Genomic DNA, 16,506 nt, shown 5'->3' on the forward strand with positions numbered 1-16,506 from the left:
GCCATCGGGCGGCGCCGACGGCACGGCGCTCAGACCGTGACCTGGGCCGTCAGGCGATAGCCCGCGCCGCGGACGGTTTCCACCATCGGTGCGGCCGCGCCCAGCGATTCGCGCAGGCGCTTGACGTGCACGTCGACCGTGCGCTCCTCGATGTAGACGTGGTCGCCCCACACCTTGTCGAGCAGTTGCGCCCGGCTGTGCACGCGCTCGGCATGCTGCATCAGGTAGGCCAGCAGCTTGAACTCGGTCGGCCCGACCTTCAGCGCGCCGCCCTGCCAGGTCACGCGGTGCGTGGAGGTGTCGAGTGCGAGCTCGCCGATCTCCACCCGCTCCGTGACCACTTCCGGCGCCCGGCGACGCAGCACCGCACGGATGCGCGCCAGCATTTCCTGCGTGGAAAAGGGCTTGGTGATGTAGTCGTCGGCACCGGCGTCCAGGCCGGCCACCTTGTCGGGTTCGTCGCCGCGCGCCGTCAGCATCAGGATCGGAATGGCCTTGGTGCGCGGATCCTTGCGCCACTGGCGCGCGAGTTGCAGGCCGCTCTGGCCCGGCAGCATCCAGTCGAGCAGGATCAGGTCCGGCAGCAGCGCGTCGATCTCGCGCTGGGCTGCCGCGCCGTCTTCAGACCAGATCGGCTCGAAGCCGTTGTGGCGCAGGTTGACGGCGATCAGCTCGGCGATCGAGGACTCGTCTTCGACGATCAGGACTCGGGGTTTCTTCATGCTATTTGAGGGAGTCTTGCCGCCGCCGTTACAGGAGCGCGGACTCGATTTCCTGCATCGAAGTGTGCCGCACATCGGCGCCCTTGACGATGTAGATGATGAATTCGGCAATGTTCTTGGCGTGGTCGCCGATGCGTTCGATCGCCTTGGCCAGGAACAGCAGGTCCAGGCTGGCGGAGATGGTGCGCGGGTCTTCCATCATGTAGGTGACCAGCTTGCGCACGAAGCCGTCGAACTCCTTGTCGATCAGGTCGTCGTCCTTCAGGATCGACACCGCGGCGGCCGTGTCCAGGCGCGCGAAGGCGTCGAGCGCCTTGCGCAGCAGGCCCGAGGCCAGGTCGGCCGCAATGCGCAGCTCGGTGGTGGGCAGGGCCCGGGCCGAACCGCTCTCGATGATCGACTTGACCATGCGCGCGATCTTGTTGGCCTCGTCGCCCACGCGCTCCAGGTTGGCGGTGGTCTTGCTGATGGCGATCAGCAGGCGCAGGTCGCGTGCCGTCGGCTGGCGTCGCGCAATGATCGAGGAGAGCTCGCGGTCGATGTCGATTTCCATCGCATTGACGCGGTTCTCCGTTTCCATCACGCGGTCGGCGGCTTCCACGTCGAACTGCAGCAGCGCGTACACGGCCGTGTGGATCTGCGACTCGACCATGCCGCCGAGCTCCATCACGCGCGACGAGACGCCGTTGAGTTCGCTGTCGAACTGGCTGGACAAATGTTTTTCAGTCATGGTTGTCTCCTTAGCCGAAACGGCCGGTGATGTAGTCCTCGGTCTCCTTGCGCTGCGGCTTGAAGAACATCTGTTCCGTCGCGCCGAACTCGATCAGGTCGCCCAGGTACATGTACGCGGTGTAGTCGCTGCAGCGGGCGGCCTGCTGCATGTTGTGGGTCACGATGACCACGGTGTACTCGTTTTTCAGCTCGGCGATCAGCTCCTCGATCTTCGCGGTCGAGATCGGGTCCAGCGCCGAGCAGGGTTCGTCGAGCAGCAGCACTTCGGGCTTGATCGCGATGCCGCGCGCAATGCACAGGCGCTGCTGCTGGCCGCCAGAGAGGCCCGAGCCGCTTTGCTGCAGCTTGTCGCGCACTTCGGTCCACAGCGCGGCCTTCTTCAGTGCCCATTCGACGCGGTCGTCCATGTCGCTGGCCGAGAGGCTCTCGAACAACTTCACGCCGAAGGCGATGTTGTCGTAGATCGACATCGGGAACGGCGTGGGCTTCTGGAAGACCATGCCGATCTTGGCGCGGATCAGTGCCACGTCCTGCTTGGACGTGAGCAGGTTCTCGCCGTCCAGGGCGATCGTGCCTTCGGCACGCTGCTCCGGGTACAGCTCGAACATGCGGTTGAAGGTGCGCAGCAAGGTCGACTTGCCGCAGCCCGACGGGCCGATGAAGGCCGTGACCTTGTTCTCGGGAATCTCGAGGTTGATGCCCTTGAGCGCGTGGAACTTGCCGTAGTAGAAGTTCAGGTCCTTGACCGAGAGCTTCGAGCGCGACATTTGGGGTGCGACGGTGGTTGGCATGAAAGCTTCTTCTTCAGTGTTTGTTGCGCGTCAGCACACGCGCCAGGATGTTGAGGGCGAGCACGGCGACGGTGATCAGGAACACGCCGGCCCAGGCCAGCTTTTGCCAGTTCTCGTACGGGCTCATCGCGAACTTGAAGATCGTGACCGGCAGGCTGGCCATCGGCTGGCTCACGTCGGCGGTCCAGAACTGGTTGTTCAGCGCGGTGAAGAGCAGCGGCGCGGTTTCACCCGCGATGCGCGCCACGGCCAGCAGGATGCCCGTGACCACACCGGCGCGTGCGGCGCGCAGCGTGATGCTCAGAATGACCTTCCACTTCGGCGCACCCAGTGCGTAGGCGGCTTCGCGCAGGCCCGGCGGGACCAGCTGCAGCATGTTCTCGGTGGTGCGGATCACCACCGGAATCACGATCAGCGCGAGCGCCAGCGCACCGGCCAGGCCCGAGAAGGTCTTGAAGTAGGCCACCACCACGGCGTAGACGAACAGGCCGATCACGATCGACGGCGCCGACAGCAGGATGTCGTTGACGAAGCGCGTGACCGAGGCAAGCCAGCCCTTGGTGTTGTATTCGGCCAGGTAGATGCCGGCCATGATGCCGATCGGCGTGCCCACGAAGGTGGCGAGCGCCACCATCACGAACGAGCCGAAGATCGCGTTGGCGATACCGCCCATCTCGTTCGGCGGCGGTGTCATTTCGGTGAAGGTGGCGAGCGCCAGCCCGCCTAGCCCCAAGCGCAGCGTTTCCCACAGGATCCACACCAGCCAGAACACGCCGAACACCATCGCGGCGAGCGACAGCGTGAGCGCGATCTTGTTGACGCGGTTGCGGGAAGCAAACCGGGCCTGGCGCGTTTCGGCCAGCGCCTGTGCGTTCATCAGGTTTTGAGCAGTACTCACGACTTGGTCCCTTCGCTCTTCTTCATCTGCGCCAGCAGCACCTTCGAGAGCGTCAGCACGACGAAGGTGATGAAGAACAGCACGAGGCCGAGGTACATCAGCGCGGCCTGGTGCAGGCCTGCGCCGGCTTCGGCGAATTCGTTGGCCAGTGCCGAGGTGATGCTGTTGGCAGCCTCGAACACCGACAGCGAGTTGAGCTGGTTCATGTTGCCGATCACGAAAGTGACCGCCATCGTTTCACCCAGCGCCCGGCCCAGGCCGAGCATGATGCCGCCGATCACGCCGGCCTTGGTGTACGGCAGAACCACCTTGGAAACGACTTCCCAGGTGGTCGAGCCGAGGCCGTAGGCCGACTCTTTGAGCAGCGGCGGCGTCACTTCGAACACGTCGCGCATCACCGAGGCGATGAACGGAATGATCATGATCGCCAGGATGATGCCGGCCGACAGGATGCCGATGCCCACGGGCGGGCCGGACACCAGCGCGCCGAGGTACGGCACGCCGGCGAGCAGCTTCTGCAGCGGCTGCTGCACCCAGGTCGACAGGATCGGGCCGAACACCAGCAGGCCCCACATGCCGTACACGATGGACGGCACGGCGGCGAGCAGCTCGATGGCAGTGCCCAGCGGGCGCTTGAGCCAGTTGGGCGAGAGTTCGGTCAGGAACAGCGCAATGCCGAAGCTCACCGGCACGGCGATCACCAGCGCGATGAACGAGGTGGCCAGCGTGCCGTAGATCATGACCAGGCCGCCGTACTCCTCCTTCACCGGGTCCCACGTGCTGTTGGTGAGAAAGCCGAGGCCGTACTTCGAAATGGCGGGCCAGGCGCCGACGATCAGCGACAGCAGGATGCCGATGAGCATCGCGAGCGTCAGCAGCGCGGCGCCCTTGGCGGCCCAGCCGAACAGGCGGTCGGCCATGGGGCCGGAACGCGGTGCCTTCACGGGCGGCGGTGGGGCGGTGGCGCGACCGCGCTCGGCCGAGAGGTCGAGCGAGGTGGCAGCGGTGGGAAAGGTGGATGACACAGGTCGCTCCGGCAAAGACGAAAGCGGCGCGTCCTTGAGCGAGGAGTTGCTCATGGCGCGCCGGTCTGGACTGATGGTTGGATTTACTTGAACGCGACGGCCTTGCCCGACGCGTCCTTCACATCGCCCCATGCCTTGGCGATGGTGGCCTTCACGGCGTCAGGCATCGGCACGTAGTCGAGGTCGTCGGCCGTCTTGTCGCCGCTCTTGTAGGCCCAGTCGAAGAACTTCAGCACGGTGGTCGCGTTGGCCGGCTTGTCCTGCACCTTGTGCAGCAGGATGAAGGTGGCACCGGTGATGGGCCATGCGCCCTTGTCGGCCTGGTTGGTCAGCACCTGGTAGAAGCTCTTGTTCCAGTCGGCAGCGGCGGCGGCAGCCTTGAAGGCGGTGTCTTCGGGCGAGACGAAGTTGCCGGCGGCGTTCTGCAGCTGGGCGTAGGTCATCTTGTTCTGCTTGACGTAGGCGTACTCGACGTAGCCGATCGAGTTGGGCAGGCGGTTCACGAAGGCGGCGACGCCTTCGTTGCCCTTGCCGCCCGCGCCGGTGGGCCAGTTCACGGCCGTGCCTTCGCCGACCTTGGTCTTCCATTCGGCGTTGACCTTGCTCAGGTAGTTGGTGAACAGGAAGCTGGTGCCCGAACCGTCGGCGCGGCGAACCGGGGCGATGGCAGCGTCAGGCAGGGCCAGCGAACCGTTCAGCGCCTTGATGGCGGGGTCGTTCCACTTGGTGATCTTGCCGAGGTAGATGTCGCCCAGCACCTGGCCGTTGAGCTTCAGCTCGCCGGGCTTGATGCCCTGGATGTTGACCACGGGAATCACGCCGCCGATGACGGTGGGGAACTGCATCAGGCCCTTGGCTTGCAGTTCGTCGTCCTTCAGGGGAGCGTCGGAAGCGCCGAAATCGACGGTCTTGGCTTCGATCTGCTTCAGGCCGGCACCCGAGCCGACCGACTGGTAGTTGATCTTGACGCCGGTGGCCTTGTTGAAGTCAGAAGCCCACTTGGCGTACAGCGGTGCGGGGAAGCTGGCGCCGGCGCCGGTCACGTCCTGTGCGAAGGCGGGAATGGTGAACATCGCGGCCAGCAGGCCGGCGGTTGCAAATTTGAACGTCGTTTTCATGAAGCTTCCTTTAGAAGTAAGAAGTAGTCCCCTGAGGGCTTGGCACGGACTCTAAAAACCTTGTGTGACATCGGTGTGACACCCCGCTGTCGAGGGAAAATGCCCCGATTCACCCCGTGTCGCGTGTGACGCTGTCACACAACCGTCATGCGTCGCGCCTAGCCTTGCGAGCCTCGCTGCTGCGCGAAAACGGGAGGCCGCACGCGCTGTCATGGCGCTACGATCGAACTCCAGGGCACCCGCCTTCTTCATCAGAACAACATGCAAAACGGCACCCGCCTCGCAGCAGTCGACCTGGGCTCGAACAGCTTCAGGCTCGAAATCGGACAGGTCGACCACGGCCAGATCCACCGCACCGAATACCTCAAGGAAACCGTGCGCCAGGGCAACGGCCTGGACAGCGCGCGCAACCTGACGACCGAAGCCATGCAGCGCGGCTGGGACGCCCTCGCCCGCTTCGGCGAACGCCTGGCCGGCTTCAAGCGCTCGCAGGTAAGGGCCGTAGCCACGCAAACGCTGCGCGAAGCGCGCAACCGCGAAGAGTTCTTGTTGCGCGCACGCACCATCCTGGGCTTCGGCATCGACGTGATCCCCGGCCGGGAAGAAGCGCGACTGATCTACCAGGGCGTGGCGCACATGCTGCCGCACACCGACGCCTCGGACAGCGAACGCCGGCTGGTGGTCGACATCGGCGGGCGCTCCACTGAAATGATCATCGGCCAAGCCTTGGTGGCCGACCGCATGGAGTCGTACCGCGTCGGCAGCGTCGCCTGGTCGATGAAGCACTTCAGCGAAGGCCAGTTCACGCCCGCAGCATTCCGCGCCGCCGAAGTGGCCGCCAAGGCGGTGCTGGACGACGCGCTCGCCAGCTACACCCGCGACCAGTGGGACGTGGCGTACGGCGCCTCCGGCACCATCGGCGCGGTCGGCGACGTGCTGGCGGCTTCCGGTGCCGAGCCCGGCAAGGTCACGCGCGAAGGCCTCGACTGGCTGCTCGACCGCCTGCTGAAGGCTGGCAGCGCCGACAAGCTGCGCATCGAAGGCATGCGCGACGACCGCAAGGCCGTCATCGGCGGGGGTGTGAGCGTGCTGCGCGCGGTGTTCGACCTGCTCGGCATCGAGGAAATGAAGGTCGCCCAGGGCGCGCTGCGCCACGGCGTGCTCTATGAACTGCTGGAACGCGACGACAGCGTGGCCGACATGCGCACCGCCACGGTGGCGCGCCTGGCCAACCGCTTCGCCGTCGATGCGGCGCAAGCCAGGCGCGTGGGCGACACGGCCGCGGCGCTGTTCGTGCAGCTGGCGCCCGCCGCGCGCGGCGGCAGCACGGCCAACCGCGCGGGCCGCGCGCTGCGCAAGCTGGGCTGGGCGGCGCAGTTGCATGAAATTGGCACGCAGATTTCGCACAGCGACTATCACAAGCACGGCGCCTACATCCTCGACAACACCGACGCGCCCGGGTTCGCGGTGAACGAAATGCATGCGCTGGCGCAACTGGTGCTGGGCCAGCGCGGCAAGCTGCGCAAGCTGGAGGCGGCGCTGGACGACGAGACCTTCGTCATGCAGCTGCTGTCGCTGCGCCTGGCGCTCATTCTTTGCCACGCGCGCCGCGACCCCGATCCGCGGGCGCTGCACCTCGCGGCACTGGGCGCACAGGCCTTCACGATCGTGTGCGCACCCGACTGGGCGGAGGCCTATCCGCAGTCGGCCCACCTGCTGCGCGAGGAGGTGCTGGCCTGGCAGAAGACCAGCAGCTGGCGCGTGGAGCTCAACGGAGCCTGAGCGAAGAAGGCTAGAGCAGCTCGGGCGACTGCACCGTCACCACGACGGTCTGCACGTCGCCGTCGCGTTCGCGCGTGCGGATCCACCACAGCGCGCCCTTGCGCACCGGGCAACTGTCCTGCTTGAGGCCCAGCAGCAGCGAAATCGCCTGCCCCACCGAGGGCTGGTGGCCGATCATCAGCACCACCGACTTGCCGCCGGGCCAGCCCGCCGCGCCGAGCAGCGCCTCGGGCGTGGTCTCGGGCGACAGTTCTTCCCGCAGCTTGAACTTGCGGCCCAGCGCCAGCGCCGTCTGCTCGCAGCGGCGCGCGGGGCTGCAGATGATGCGGGTGCCATCGGGCAGTTGCCGGTCGAGCCAGCTGGCCATGCGCTTGGCCTGCTTCTCGCCGCGTGCGGTGAGCGAGCGTTGCATGTCGTCGCAACCCTCGGTCCAGTCCTCGGCTTCGGCGTGGCGCCAGAAGATCAAGTCCATGGTCATCGTCTTTCGGTCGTCAGTTGTTGGATGCATCACGCAGATGCCCTCTGGATGCGTAGCGGTTCATGAGCGCGGCCTGCGCGCCATGCGCCTCGATGGCTCGCGAGGCGCCCTCCTCGCCCGGATGCGTGTCGCGGTCCACGCGCGTGTAGGTGCCGTCCGCGCCCAGGTCCCAGGCGTCGCGCCCGTCGTGCAGGTACGCCACCAGGCATTCGTCGATCAGGCGCTGCCGCAGGCCCGGGTCGGTGACCGGCCAGGCGAGCTCGATGCGCCGCATCATGTTGCGGTTCATCCAGTCGGCGCTGGACAGGTACAGCGACTCGTCTTCGCCGTTGCGGAAATAGAAGACCCGCGAATGCTCCAGGAAGCGCCCGATCACCGAGCGCACGCGGATGTTGTCGGTCAACCCCGGCACCTGCGCGGGCAGCGTGCAGGCGCCGCGCACGATCAGGTCGATCTTCACGCCCTTCTGCCCCGCACGGATCAGCGCGCCAATGATTTCCTCGTCGGTCAGCGCATTCATCTTGGCCACGATGCGCGTGGCCTGGCCGGCCACGGCGGCAAGGCCCAGCGCATCGATCTGCGCCACGATGTTCTTGTGCAGGTCGAACGGCGCCAGCCACATGCGGTTGAGCTTGGGCAGCCGGCTCTGGCTGGCCAGGTGCACGAACACGGCCTCCATGTCGGCCGTCAGCATCGGGTCGGCCGTGAGGTGGCTGATGTCGGTGTAGAGCCTGGCGGTGCGCGGGTTGTAGTTGCCGGTGGACAGATGGCCGTAGCGGCGCATCTGCTTGCCTTCGCGGCGCGTCACCAGCAGCATCTTGGCGTGCGTCTTCAGGCCGACCACGCCGTACACCACCTGCGCGCCGATCGACTCGAGCATTTCGGCCCAGTTGATGTTGGCCTCTTCGTCGAAGCGCGCCTTCAGCTCCACCACCACCGTGACTTCCTTGCCGCGGCGCACCGCCTCGCGCAGCAGGTCCATCAGCTCCGAGTCCGCACCGGTGCGGTAGATCGTCTGCTTGATGGCCAGCACCTGCGGGTCGAGCACCGCCTCGCGCAGGAACGCGAGCACGCCGTCGAAGCTCTCGAAGGGCTGGTGGATCAGCACGTCGCTGCGCTGCAGCCGCTCGAAGAACGACTGCGAAGGCGACAGCGTGACAGGGTACGACGCGGGGTACGGCGCAAAGCGCAGCTGCGGCTCTTCGAGCAGGTCGGCCAGCTGCGTGAGCCGCGCCAGGTTGACCGGGCCGTGCACGCGGTACAGCGACTGCGGCGGCAGGTTGAACTGCGCCAGCAGAAAGCTCGCGAGCGATTCGGCGCAGCTTGCCGACACTTCCAGTCGCACGGCCTGCCCGTAGTGGCGGTGCTGAAGGCCCTGGCGCAACGCGGTGCGCAGGTTCTTCACGTCTTCCTCGTCCACCGCCAGGTCGGAATGCCGCGTGACGCGGAACTGCGAGAAGTCGCCCACCTCGCGGCCCACGAACATGCTCGCCAGGTGCGCGCGAACCACGCTCGACAGCGCCACGAACAGCGTCTTGCCGTCGGACACCTTGGCCGGCATCCGGATCAGGCGCGGCAGCACGCGCGGCACCTTGACGATCTGGATCGGGTTTTCGCGCCCGAAGGCGTCCTTGCCGCCCAGCCGCACGATGAAGTTCAGAGACTTGTTGGCCACCTGCGGAAACGGATGCGCCGGGTCGAGCCCGACCGGAATCAGCAGCGGGCGCACCTCGCGCTCGAAATACTCGCTGACCCACTTGCGCTGCGCCGGGTTGCGCTCTCCGTGCGAAATGATGTGGATGCCGTGGGTGGCAAAGGTCGGCATCAGCTCGTCGTTGTACAGCGCGTACTGGCGCGCCACGAGCGTGTGCGCTGCCTCGGCCAGCCGCTCGAACGAATCGACCGTGTAAGTGCCCTTTTGGTCGCCCGCGCTCCCCGCGATCAGGTGCGGCGCGGCGCGCACTTCGAAGAACTCGTCGAGGTTCGACGACACGATGCACAGGTAGCGCAGCCGCTCGATCAGCGGCACCTCGCGCCGATGCGCCCAGTCCAGCACCCGTTCATTGAACGAGAGGATGCTGTGGTCGCGGTCGAGCAGCGCGAACGTGGGCGCCGCGGCGGCAAGCGACCGGTCTGCGGGGGCGGATGGCATGGGGACTGATTCTGGAGCAAGGGGCACAGGAGCACACGTAGGCGGAAATATGACAGTGTCGACATCGTTTGTGACGTTCTCATGACACCCCCGTGACGCATCCGGTCCCGTTGTCGCATGCGCTTTGTGCGGCTCCATCATGCCCGGAGGCAATGCGGACGGCCCGTTGCTGGACGGGACGGCCGCGGGCTTCATGCGCCCAGGAAGTGCTTGCGGTAGCGCGCCGGCAGGTCGTCGATGCGCATCAGCATCGGCAGGTCGGCGGCGTTGAAGTCCGGGTCCCAGGCGGGTGCGCCCAGCACCTTGGCGCCCAGGCGCAGGTAACCCTTGATCAGCGCGGGCGGCTCCACGTCCAGCGTGCTGTCCAGCCGTTCGACCGGCAGCGGCAGGCGTGGCTGCACCTGGTACTGGATGGGCGCCATGTGCTTGGCCGACACCTGGCGCCAGATGCTGGCCGCCGCGTCGCCGTTGGTCACACCGTTGTGTGACATCGGAATGCTGGCGCAGCCGATCATCGTGTCCAGCTTGTTGCGGTGCATGAAGCCGGCCAGCGCGCCCCACAGCGCGAGGATCACCCCGCCCTGGCGGTGCTCGGGGTGCACGCAGCTGCGGCCCAGCTCGACCATGCGTTCGCGCAGGTCGCGCAGGCGGGTCAGGTCGAACTCGGTGTCGCTGTAGGTGCTGCCGACGCGGCGGGCCTGCGCTGGCGTGAGCACGCGGTAGGTGCCGACGACCTGCTGGGTCAGCTCGTCGCGCACCAGCAGGTGTTCGCAGAAGTCGTCGAACAGGTCGATGTCGTGGCCGGCCAGCGGCGACGAGACGCGGGCGCCCATTTCGCCGACGAACACGTCGTAGCGCAGGCGCTGCGCGGCGCGCACGTCGTCCAGGTGGCGGGCCCAGCCGACCGTGATGCCCTGCCTGGCTTCGACGGGCGGAGGAAGAATGACCGCGGGTGCCTGCGGCACCGACACACGGGCCGCGGTGGAAGCACCGGCGGCAGCGGCGACCGTGGGCGCAGGCCACAAGGCCGCGCGCAGCCCGAGCTGCGAGAGCGGAAACGTCGGGTTGGGCAGTTCTTTCATGGGGAACCCTTTCTGCCGAGGGAGTCTGCGCACGTGGAATGAAGCGTGCATGTCAGGAAGATGGCAGGCGGATGACGGTGGTTACAGCGCCGACATCGCATGGAACGCCACGCTGGCCCCACTTGGTCGTCTAATGCGGTTTGCAAGCGACATGGAGCTTTACCGCATGGCCACCGAAGCAAACGGCACCGACACCAGCCGACTCCACCAGACCTTTCCCGTCCTGAGCGACACCGAGATCGCGCGCATTGCCCGTTTCGGCAGCGTGCAGCAATTTGCGCGCGGCACCCGGCTCTTCACTGCCGGCGAGACCGGGCCCGGCATGTTCGTGCTGCTCAAGGGCGTCGTGGCCGTCACGCAACGCGACGGCCTCGGCCATGTGGTGCCCATCGTGCGGCAGGGGCCAGGTGAATTCCTGGCCGAAGTCGGCCAGTTGAGCGGCCGCCCTGCCCTGGTCGACGGCCAGGCCGAGGAGGACGTGGAAGCGCTGCTCGTCTCGCCCCAGCAACTGCGCGCGTTGCTGGTGGCCGAAGCCGACCTGGGCGAGCGCATCACGCGCGCACTCATCTTGCGTCGGGTGGCGCTGATCGAGTCCGGCGCCGGCGGGCCGGTGCTCATCGGTGCGCCGCAGTCGCCCGACATGGCGCGGCTGGAAAACTTTTTGCGCCGCAACGGCTATCCCTACCACGTGGTCGACGCCAATGAAGACCCCGACGCCGCCGCGCTGCTCGCGCAGTACGGCGCCGGCCACCTGCTGGCCGTGTGCCCCGACGGTTCGGTGCTGGTGAACCCGACGGACGAAGGACTGGCGCGCTGCCTGGGCATGCTCGACACCGCCGAGCACGACGCCCTGTACGACGTGGCCGTGGTCGGCGCCGGCCCGGCGGGCCTGGCAACGTCGGTGTATGCGGCCTCCGAAGGGCTGCGCGTGATCGTGCTCGACTGCCGCGCCTTCGGCGGGCAGGCCGGCGCCAGCGCGCGCATCGAGAACTACCTCGGCTTTCCGACCGGCATCTCGGGGCAGGCGCTGGCGGGCCGCGCCTTCGTGCAGGCGCAGAAGTTCGGCGTCGAGATGCTGATCCCGGCGAAGGTGCTGTCGCTGGACTGCACACGCGACAACGCGCTCGGGTGCCTGCGCATCGCGCTGGCCGACGGTCGCACGATCAACGCGCGCACCGTCGTCGTGGCGAGCGGCGCGCGCTACCGGCGCCCCGAGGTGCCGCGCCTGGCCGAATTCGAGGGCCGCGGCATCTGGTACTGGGCTTCGGCCATCGAGGCCAGGATCTGTTCGCAGCAGGAAGTGGCGCTGGTCGGCGGCGGCAACTCCGCGGGCCAGGCCGCGGTGTTCCTGTCGCGCCATGCGGCCAAGGTCAACGTGCTGGTGCGCGGGCCGTCGCTGGCAGCCAGCATGTCGCGCTATCTCATCGACCGCATCGAGGCCACGCCCAACATCGAGCTGCATCCGTTCACCGAACTCGTGCGCCTGCATGGCGGTTCCGACGAAGGCCTGACCGGTGCCACCTGGCGCAGCCACACCACGCATGCGGAACACGACTGCCCCGCACGCAACATCTTTCTTTTCGTGGGTGCCGAGCCCGAGACCTCGTGGCTCGAAGGCTGCGGCGTGTCGGTCGACAAGCACGGCTTCGTGCAGACGGGCGACGCGGCGAGCGGCGGCTTTCCGGCGCGGCCGGCCACCGCGCTCGAGTCCAGCGTGTCGGGCGTGTTTGCCGTGGGCGACGTGCGCTCGGGCTCGGTCAAGCGCGTGGGCGGCGCGATCGGCGAAGGCGCGGCCGTGGTGGCGCTGATTCATCAACACCTCTCGCAAGCCTCGGCGGTGGCCTGACGCGGGCGGTGAATCGCGCGAATTCCCGGCGCGGTGCGCGATTGAACCCGCACGTATAAGCTGCCGGCTCGCATCACACCCACCGGAGCAAGAGACATGTCCGCATCGCCCATCGAGGTCTATTCCTGGCCCACGCCCAATGGCCACAAGATTCACGTCATGCTCGAAGAGTGCGGCCTGCCGTACCACGCGCACCCGGTGAACATCGGCAAGGGGGACCAGTTCGCGCCCGAGTTCCTGCGGATCAGCCCCAACAACAAGATCCCTGCCATCACCGACCCCGACGGTCCGGACGGCAAGCCGATGTCGCTGTTCGAGTCGGGCGCCATCCTCGTGTACCTCGCCGGCAAGACCGGCAAGTTCTTGCCCACGGGCGACCGCGAACGCTACGACGTGCTGCAGTGGCTCATGTTCCAGATGGGCGGTGTCGGCCCCATGCTGGGCCAGGCGCACCACTTCCGCCTGTACGCGCCCGAGAAGATCGCCTATGCCATCGAGCGCTACAGCAACGAGGCCAAGCGCATCTACGGCGTGATCGACAAGCAGTTGGCCAAGAACAAGTTCATCGCCGGCAAGACCTATTCCATTGCCGACATCGCCATCTTCCCGTGGCTGCGCAGCTGGGAAAACCAGGGCATCACGCTCACCGACTACCCGCATCTGAAGGCCTGGTTCGACGGCATCGCCGCCCGCCCCGCCGTGCAGCGCGGCGTGAAGGTGCTGGCCGACCTGCGCCAGCCGATCACCGGCGACAAGGAGCGCGAGATTCTTTTCGGCAAGACGCAGTACGAGAAACGCTGAGAAACTCGCCGACCGGGTAAATATCCGGGCTAGAATAGAAGGCTTGGCGGGGTGTAGCGCAGCCTGGTAGCGCATCTGGTTTGGGACCAGAGGGTCGAAGGTTCGAATCCTTTCGCCCCGACCAAAGAAATCGATATGCACACAGTTCCCAACGGACTGTGTGCATTTTTCGTTTCAGGCCACACACGGCTTTGCGCAAGCGCTTCGGAGCGCTGCGCGAGACACGGAACTGGGTAGAATTCGCCGCTGCCGGCTGGAAACAACAACGCCTAAGTTGTTGATTTTCTTGGTTTCTTCCGGCTTCAAATCTGCCCGTAGCTCAGTTGGATAGAGCACCTGCCTTCTAAGCAGGTTGTCGGGGGTTCGATCCCCTCCGGGCAGGCCAGAACAGCCTCCAACCAATCGGCTTTCCTCTAACTCTTGGAGCATCGGCCCTTCAGCCGCGGCGCCCGGAGCATCTGCCGGAACCCGTGAAAACAGGCTCCAGCACGGCGCGCACGCTGTCGCAGCTCGCCAACCTGGCCTTGTTAATGCAGCCCGCGCCGAACACCCGCATCCGACTGCGCATCCCGCGCGCCCCAACCCACCCCCGCAGCGCCAGTGCTTTCACCGATCGCAAAGAACCGGCAAAGGCCGTTGCTGGTGTCGAAATGCCCGCCGTGCGTGCGGTGCACTGAGCGCCCGTCGAGCAACTGGTAGTTCACGCTCGCGACCATCGGCAGGTATTGCCTGTGAAGGCTGACGCGGAGGAAAAAAGTCGTGTATTCAACGACAGTGCCCTCGCAGTCGTTGGCGTCGACCACGTCGAACCGCGCGGTTTCGCGGATGACTTTCTCGTAAGTTGCCATGGCTCTTCTCCAGCTTCGGTGGAAAAAGCGGCCTGCAAACGAATGAGGTGCCGTGACGGTGACACGGCTCGGAAATCAGGCCATCAGCATGCTCTACGCAACGGGAGCGAAAGTGGATTCGCTTCGCCCGCGAGCGACGGCACGGCTCAGATCGGCCGCACGTCGAAGAAAGCCTCGTCGGTATCCCCCAGATCGCGAAAGCCCGCCGTGCGCGCCGCGTCGTAGGCCTTGGCCCAGCGCTTGGCCATGGCGATCTCGGCCTTCGACAGGTCGCTCTCGCTCGATTCGCTCGCGTTCTGGAATGCGCGCAATGCCGCGACGACATCGCCGCCGAGATGCTTGTCGATCTCGCGGCGGAAGCGCTGCTCGGCTACCTTCACGGCGTCGGCCGCCGGATGCGGATAGTCGGCGAGCCGCACGGCGTACGCGACGCGCGCTTCGACTTCGATGTCTTCGAACCGGAATGGCGCCTCACTCGCCTCTGCCAGGGAAAGAAGTGGCGGCGCGGGCACCGGCCGAGCGGGTTGTGAAGGTGGCCGCGGCGCCGAGGCATGCTGCGCCACCGCCATGGGCACCACCGACGCGGTCACGCGCGGAAAGAAAAGCTCAAACTGATTCATGGTTCATCGCCCCCTGCGCGTTGCGCGCTCACCAAAGGCCTGCTGCCAAAAGACTGTATGAATATACAGTTTTAAATTGCAGTTAACCAGCCCTGGATGAACGGGTACGAGCGCATCAACCCGCGGCCCTGCAGGCCCTCGGGGCGTCTTCCCCTCAGTCGTTGCGCGGCTCAACGACCGTCGTAGATCATTCGCCAGACGTTGCAGCCGCTCGGGCACGCCGCGTTGACCTGGCTGGCGCTGAGCTGTGTTTCGACAACGGGGGAGGCAGAAAGGGAAGGCCCGGCCGGATCGGCGCCCGGTGCCGGCACGCCGCCCATCGCCAGGGCGGTCACCCCAGCCGCGACGACTTTGGTCACCATCAACATGTGTGTCTCCAACAGTGGGTCACAAATGCAACTTAGACCCATGGGAGACAAAAATCGCCGGGACTTACCCTAGCTGCCCGATGCCGGATCGCCCGGCGGCGAAGGCAGGTCGCCCTCTCGCAGCTTGCGGCCCACCCACATCGTTCCGTTCGCATGGTCGACCGCCCCCACCTGGATGCCGCCCACGGTTCGAAGCGCACCGGTGCCGTCGTCAGTGGCGGGGCCTTCGCCGGTGTACTCGCCCGGAACCAGCAGCCGGCCTTCCTTCAGGAAATCGGCGATGCGAAGTTCCCGCATGGCACGGCCCCAGTGCCACTGCTTCTTGATGTCGTAGGGAGCCGGCCTGGCCGGCGGTCTGGATTTCTTCATGTCGTTCAGATCGCGCAAAAAACTGGCGCCAGCATAGCCGCGCCAAGTCACGACCCCACGCCCCATCAGTGCCTACTCAGCGCACGGCCTCCTGCCGTCGCTTTGCATCAGCGGGGCCGGTTCGGTGGCCTCGCCCGATTCCACATAGTTGGGTTCGACGGGATGCACGATGACGGCCGCGGGCTCTCCGTCGAACTTCACCAGCAGGTATTCCCCGCTGGCCCCGGTGATGACGCCGAACTTGCCATGAAACTCGATGCGCCCGCCGCGTCGCGCGGGCACCTTGAAACGAACGCGAATGTAGGGCAACCCCACGCGGAAATATTCAACCATCTGAACTCCCGAAACTTGCCGATCTGGCCAGTGCGTGCGCCCACCGGCATGCCATGCAGGCGGAGTGACATCCGCGGCTGCACGCTGCACTGTCGGCGTTAGGCCGGGGGAACGCATGTCAGCCACAGCCTACGCTTGTTGAAAGGCATTGGACATCCGCCAAGTGGCCATGGCGCCCATGGCGGCGGGTTCGGCCGATCGGCCTGGGTGTGCGGCATTGCGCCGCGCAAGTTCAGTCGTATTCGCCGCTGGTGCCGTCCTCGACCAGGGCCGGGTCGTCGGCTTCTTCGCGGGGGCCGACGTTCAGGTCTTCCGACAGTCCCCGCAGCGCCGCGTAGCCGGCCTGCAAGGCTTCGGCATAGGTAGGGAAGCCCTTGCCGGCCTCCATCAGCGACTCGAACTCCATCGAATTGTCGAAGGACTCGAGCAGCACCCAGAAATAGTCGCCGCCGTCGTGTTGGTCCACGGACAGGGCGATGGAGATAAGTTGACCAGCCATGCGCGCATGGTGACCCGCCCGAATGACGGATCGAAGAAAGGG

At 66.3% G+C, this 16,506-nt stretch carries 18 protein-coding genes and 2 tRNA genes; 5 read left to right on the plus strand and 15 right to left on the minus strand.

What is annotated here, in order from left to right:
- Nucleotides 1-29 precede the first annotated feature (29 nt).
- From phoB to pstS, 6 genes are read right to left on the minus strand one after another with little or no spacing between them, the layout of a single operon-like run.
- Nucleotides 30-722 (minus strand): phosphate regulon transcriptional regulator PhoB, encoded by a 693-nt coding sequence (phoB, locus tag AC1DJH_RS08100; RefSeq protein WP_435438081.1) that lies wholly within the window; start codon nucleotides 720-722, stop codon nucleotides 30-32.
- A 28-nt stretch (nucleotides 723-750) separates the two neighbouring features.
- Nucleotides 751-1,452, minus strand: a complete 702-nt coding sequence (gene phoU, locus AC1DJH_RS08105) for a phosphate signaling complex protein PhoU (RefSeq protein ID WP_435446234.1) — start codon at nucleotides 1,450-1,452, stop codon at nucleotides 751-753.
- Nucleotides 1,453-1,462: 10 nt separating this feature from the next.
- The gene (pstB, locus tag AC1DJH_RS08110) at nucleotides 1,463-2,245 is read right to left on the minus strand and encodes a phosphate ABC transporter ATP-binding protein PstB (protein ID WP_435483952.1); all 783 of its coding nucleotides are present in this window, start codon (nucleotides 2,243-2,245) and stop codon (nucleotides 1,463-1,465) included.
- 13 nt (nucleotides 2,246-2,258) lie between these two features.
- Complete coding sequence (pstA, locus tag AC1DJH_RS08115; protein ID WP_435483953.1) at nucleotides 2,259-3,143, minus strand: phosphate ABC transporter permease PstA; 885 nt, start codon at nucleotides 3,141-3,143, stop codon at nucleotides 2,259-2,261.
- Nucleotides 3,140-4,222: a phosphate ABC transporter permease subunit PstC gene (pstC, locus tag AC1DJH_RS08120; protein ID WP_435483954.1), complete on the minus strand. Its 1,083-nt coding sequence runs from the start codon at nucleotides 4,220-4,222 to the stop codon at nucleotides 3,140-3,142. The genes pstA and pstC overlap by 4 nt, the downstream gene beginning before the upstream one ends.
- 29 nt (nucleotides 4,223-4,251) lie before the next feature.
- The gene (gene pstS, locus AC1DJH_RS08125) at nucleotides 4,252-5,286 is read right to left on the minus strand and encodes a phosphate ABC transporter substrate-binding protein PstS (protein WP_435483955.1); all 1,035 of its coding nucleotides are present in this window, start codon (nucleotides 5,284-5,286) and stop codon (nucleotides 4,252-4,254) included.
- 261 nt (nucleotides 5,287-5,547) lie between these two features.
- On the opposite strand from pstS, the gene AC1DJH_RS08130 reads away from it, so the two are divergent.
- Nucleotides 5,548-7,068, plus strand: a complete 1,521-nt coding sequence (locus AC1DJH_RS08130; protein ID WP_478185340.1) for a Ppx/GppA phosphatase family protein — start codon at nucleotides 5,548-5,550, stop codon at nucleotides 7,066-7,068.
- A gap of 10 nt (nucleotides 7,069-7,078) precedes the next feature.
- Here the strand turns inward: AC1DJH_RS08130 and AC1DJH_RS08135 are convergent, their stop codons facing one another.
- From AC1DJH_RS08135 to AC1DJH_RS08145, 3 genes are all read right to left on the minus strand, one after another.
- Nucleotides 7,079-7,540, minus strand: a complete 462-nt coding sequence (locus AC1DJH_RS08135; protein ID WP_472115232.1) for a SixA phosphatase family protein — start codon at nucleotides 7,538-7,540, stop codon at nucleotides 7,079-7,081.
- A gap of 19 nt (nucleotides 7,541-7,559) precedes the next feature.
- Nucleotides 7,560-9,698, minus strand: coding sequence for a polyphosphate kinase 1 (gene ppk1 / locus AC1DJH_RS08140; protein WP_478185341.1), 2,139 nt, complete (start codon nucleotides 9,696-9,698; stop codon nucleotides 7,560-7,562).
- Between the two features lie 191 nt (nucleotides 9,699-9,889).
- The gene (locus AC1DJH_RS08145) at nucleotides 9,890-10,780 is read right to left on the minus strand and encodes a GNAT family N-acetyltransferase (protein WP_478185342.1); all 891 of its coding nucleotides are present in this window, start codon (nucleotides 10,778-10,780) and stop codon (nucleotides 9,890-9,892) included.
- A 166-nt stretch (nucleotides 10,781-10,946) separates the two neighbouring features.
- Here AC1DJH_RS08145 and AC1DJH_RS08150 point away from each other — a divergent pair, with 166 nt between their 5' ends.
- The 4 genes from AC1DJH_RS08150 (at nucleotide 10,947) to AC1DJH_RS08165 (ending at nucleotide 13,812) form a co-directional block, all read left to right on the plus strand.
- Nucleotides 10,947-12,626, plus strand: coding sequence for an FAD-dependent oxidoreductase (locus tag AC1DJH_RS08150; protein WP_478185343.1), 1,680 nt, complete (start codon nucleotides 10,947-10,949; stop codon nucleotides 12,624-12,626).
- A gap of 96 nt (nucleotides 12,627-12,722) precedes the next feature.
- On the plus strand, nucleotides 12,723-13,427 hold the full coding sequence (locus AC1DJH_RS08155) for a glutathione binding-like protein (protein WP_478185344.1): 705 nt from the start codon (nucleotides 12,723-12,725) through the stop codon (nucleotides 13,425-13,427).
- Between the two features lie 47 nt (nucleotides 13,428-13,474).
- Nucleotides 13,475-13,551 (plus strand) — tRNA-Pro (locus AC1DJH_RS08160).
- A gap of 184 nt (nucleotides 13,552-13,735) precedes the next feature.
- Nucleotides 13,736-13,812 (plus strand) — tRNA-Arg (locus AC1DJH_RS08165).
- A gap of 142 nt (nucleotides 13,813-13,954) precedes the next feature.
- Here the strand turns inward: AC1DJH_RS08165 and AC1DJH_RS08170 are convergent.
- The 6 genes from AC1DJH_RS08170 to AC1DJH_RS08195 all read right to left on the minus strand — a co-directional run bounded on the left by AC1DJH_RS08170 (nucleotide 13,955) and on the right by AC1DJH_RS08195 (nucleotide 16,464).
- Nucleotides 13,955-14,275 carry a hypothetical protein gene (locus AC1DJH_RS08170; RefSeq protein ID WP_478185345.1) on the minus strand — a complete coding sequence of 107 codons (321 nt, stop codon included), beginning with the start codon at nucleotides 14,273-14,275 and terminating at the stop codon, nucleotides 13,955-13,957.
- Between the two features lie 146 nt (nucleotides 14,276-14,421).
- Nucleotides 14,422-14,865 carry a hypothetical protein gene (locus tag AC1DJH_RS08175; protein ID WP_478185346.1) on the minus strand — a complete coding sequence of 148 codons (444 nt, stop codon included), beginning with the start codon at nucleotides 14,863-14,865 and terminating at the stop codon, nucleotides 14,422-14,424.
- 200 nt (nucleotides 14,866-15,065) lie between these two features.
- On the minus strand, nucleotides 15,066-15,263 hold the full coding sequence (locus tag AC1DJH_RS08180) for a hypothetical protein (RefSeq protein WP_478185347.1): 198 nt from the start codon (nucleotides 15,261-15,263) through the stop codon (nucleotides 15,066-15,068).
- 69 nt (nucleotides 15,264-15,332) lie between these two features.
- Nucleotides 15,333-15,632 carry a hypothetical protein gene (locus AC1DJH_RS08185; protein ID WP_478185348.1) on the minus strand — a complete coding sequence of 100 codons (300 nt, stop codon included), beginning with the start codon at nucleotides 15,630-15,632 and terminating at the stop codon, nucleotides 15,333-15,335.
- Nucleotides 15,633-15,704: 72 nt separating this feature from the next.
- Nucleotides 15,705-15,965: a hypothetical protein gene (locus AC1DJH_RS08190; protein WP_472114874.1), complete on the minus strand. Its 261-nt coding sequence runs from the start codon at nucleotides 15,963-15,965 to the stop codon at nucleotides 15,705-15,707.
- 232 nt (nucleotides 15,966-16,197) lie between these two features.
- The gene (locus tag AC1DJH_RS08195) at nucleotides 16,198-16,464 is read right to left on the minus strand and encodes a hypothetical protein (RefSeq protein WP_478185349.1); all 267 of its coding nucleotides are present in this window, start codon (nucleotides 16,462-16,464) and stop codon (nucleotides 16,198-16,200) included.
- Nucleotides 16,465-16,506: the final 42 nt, after the last annotated feature.

It is taken from the genome of Variovorax sp. 10N412, from assembly GCF_056394985.1.

What these genes read in the sequence shown, in the direction of transcription:
- pstS (WP_435483955.1), bottom strand. Translation starts at nt 5,286, where the DNA reads ATGAAAACGACGTTCAAATTTGCAACCGCCGGCCTGCTGGCCGCGATG.
- phoB (WP_435438081.1), bottom strand. Translation starts at nt 722, where the DNA reads ATGAAGAAACCCCGAGTCCTGATCGTCGAAGACGAGTCCTCGATCGCC.
- AC1DJH_RS08195 (WP_478185349.1), bottom strand. Translation starts at nt 16,464, where the DNA reads ATGGCTGGTCAACTTATCTCCATCGCCCTGTCCGTGGACCAACACGAC.
- AC1DJH_RS08130 (WP_478185340.1), top strand. Translation starts at nt 5,548, where the DNA reads ATGCAAAACGGCACCCGCCTCGCAGCAGTCGACCTGGGCTCGAACAGC.
- AC1DJH_RS08150 (WP_478185343.1), top strand. Translation starts at nt 10,947, where the DNA reads ATGGCCACCGAAGCAAACGGCACCGACACCAGCCGACTCCACCAGACC.
- AC1DJH_RS08185 (WP_478185348.1), bottom strand. Translation starts at nt 15,632, where the DNA reads ATGAAGAAATCCAGACCGCCGGCCAGGCCGGCTCCCTACGACATCAAG.
- AC1DJH_RS08135 (WP_472115232.1), bottom strand. Translation starts at nt 7,540, where the DNA reads ATGGACTTGATCTTCTGGCGCCACGCCGAAGCCGAGGACTGGACCGAG.
- AC1DJH_RS08145 (WP_478185342.1), bottom strand. Translation starts at nt 10,780, where the DNA reads ATGAAAGAACTGCCCAACCCGACGTTTCCGCTCTCGCAGCTCGGGCTG.
- AC1DJH_RS08180 (WP_478185347.1), bottom strand. Translation starts at nt 15,263, where the DNA reads ATGTTGATGGTGACCAAAGTCGTCGCGGCTGGGGTGACCGCCCTGGCG.
- pstC (WP_435483954.1), bottom strand. Translation starts at nt 4,222, where the DNA reads ATGAGCAACTCCTCGCTCAAGGACGCGCCGCTTTCGTCTTTGCCGGAG.
- phoU (WP_435446234.1), bottom strand. Translation starts at nt 1,452, where the DNA reads ATGACTGAAAAACATTTGTCCAGCCAGTTCGACAGCGAACTCAACGGC.
- ppk1 (WP_478185341.1), bottom strand. Translation starts at nt 9,698, where the DNA reads ATGCCATCCGCCCCCGCAGACCGGTCGCTTGCCGCCGCGGCGCCCACG.
- AC1DJH_RS08170 (WP_478185345.1), bottom strand. Translation starts at nt 14,275, where the DNA reads ATGGCAACTTACGAGAAAGTCATCCGCGAAACCGCGCGGTTCGACGTG.
- pstB (WP_435483952.1), bottom strand. Translation starts at nt 2,245, where the DNA reads ATGCCAACCACCGTCGCACCCCAAATGTCGCGCTCGAAGCTCTCGGTC.
- AC1DJH_RS08155 (WP_478185344.1), top strand. Translation starts at nt 12,723, where the DNA reads ATGTCCGCATCGCCCATCGAGGTCTATTCCTGGCCCACGCCCAATGGC.
- AC1DJH_RS08190 (WP_472114874.1), bottom strand. Translation starts at nt 15,965, where the DNA reads ATGGTTGAATATTTCCGCGTGGGGTTGCCCTACATTCGCGTTCGTTTC.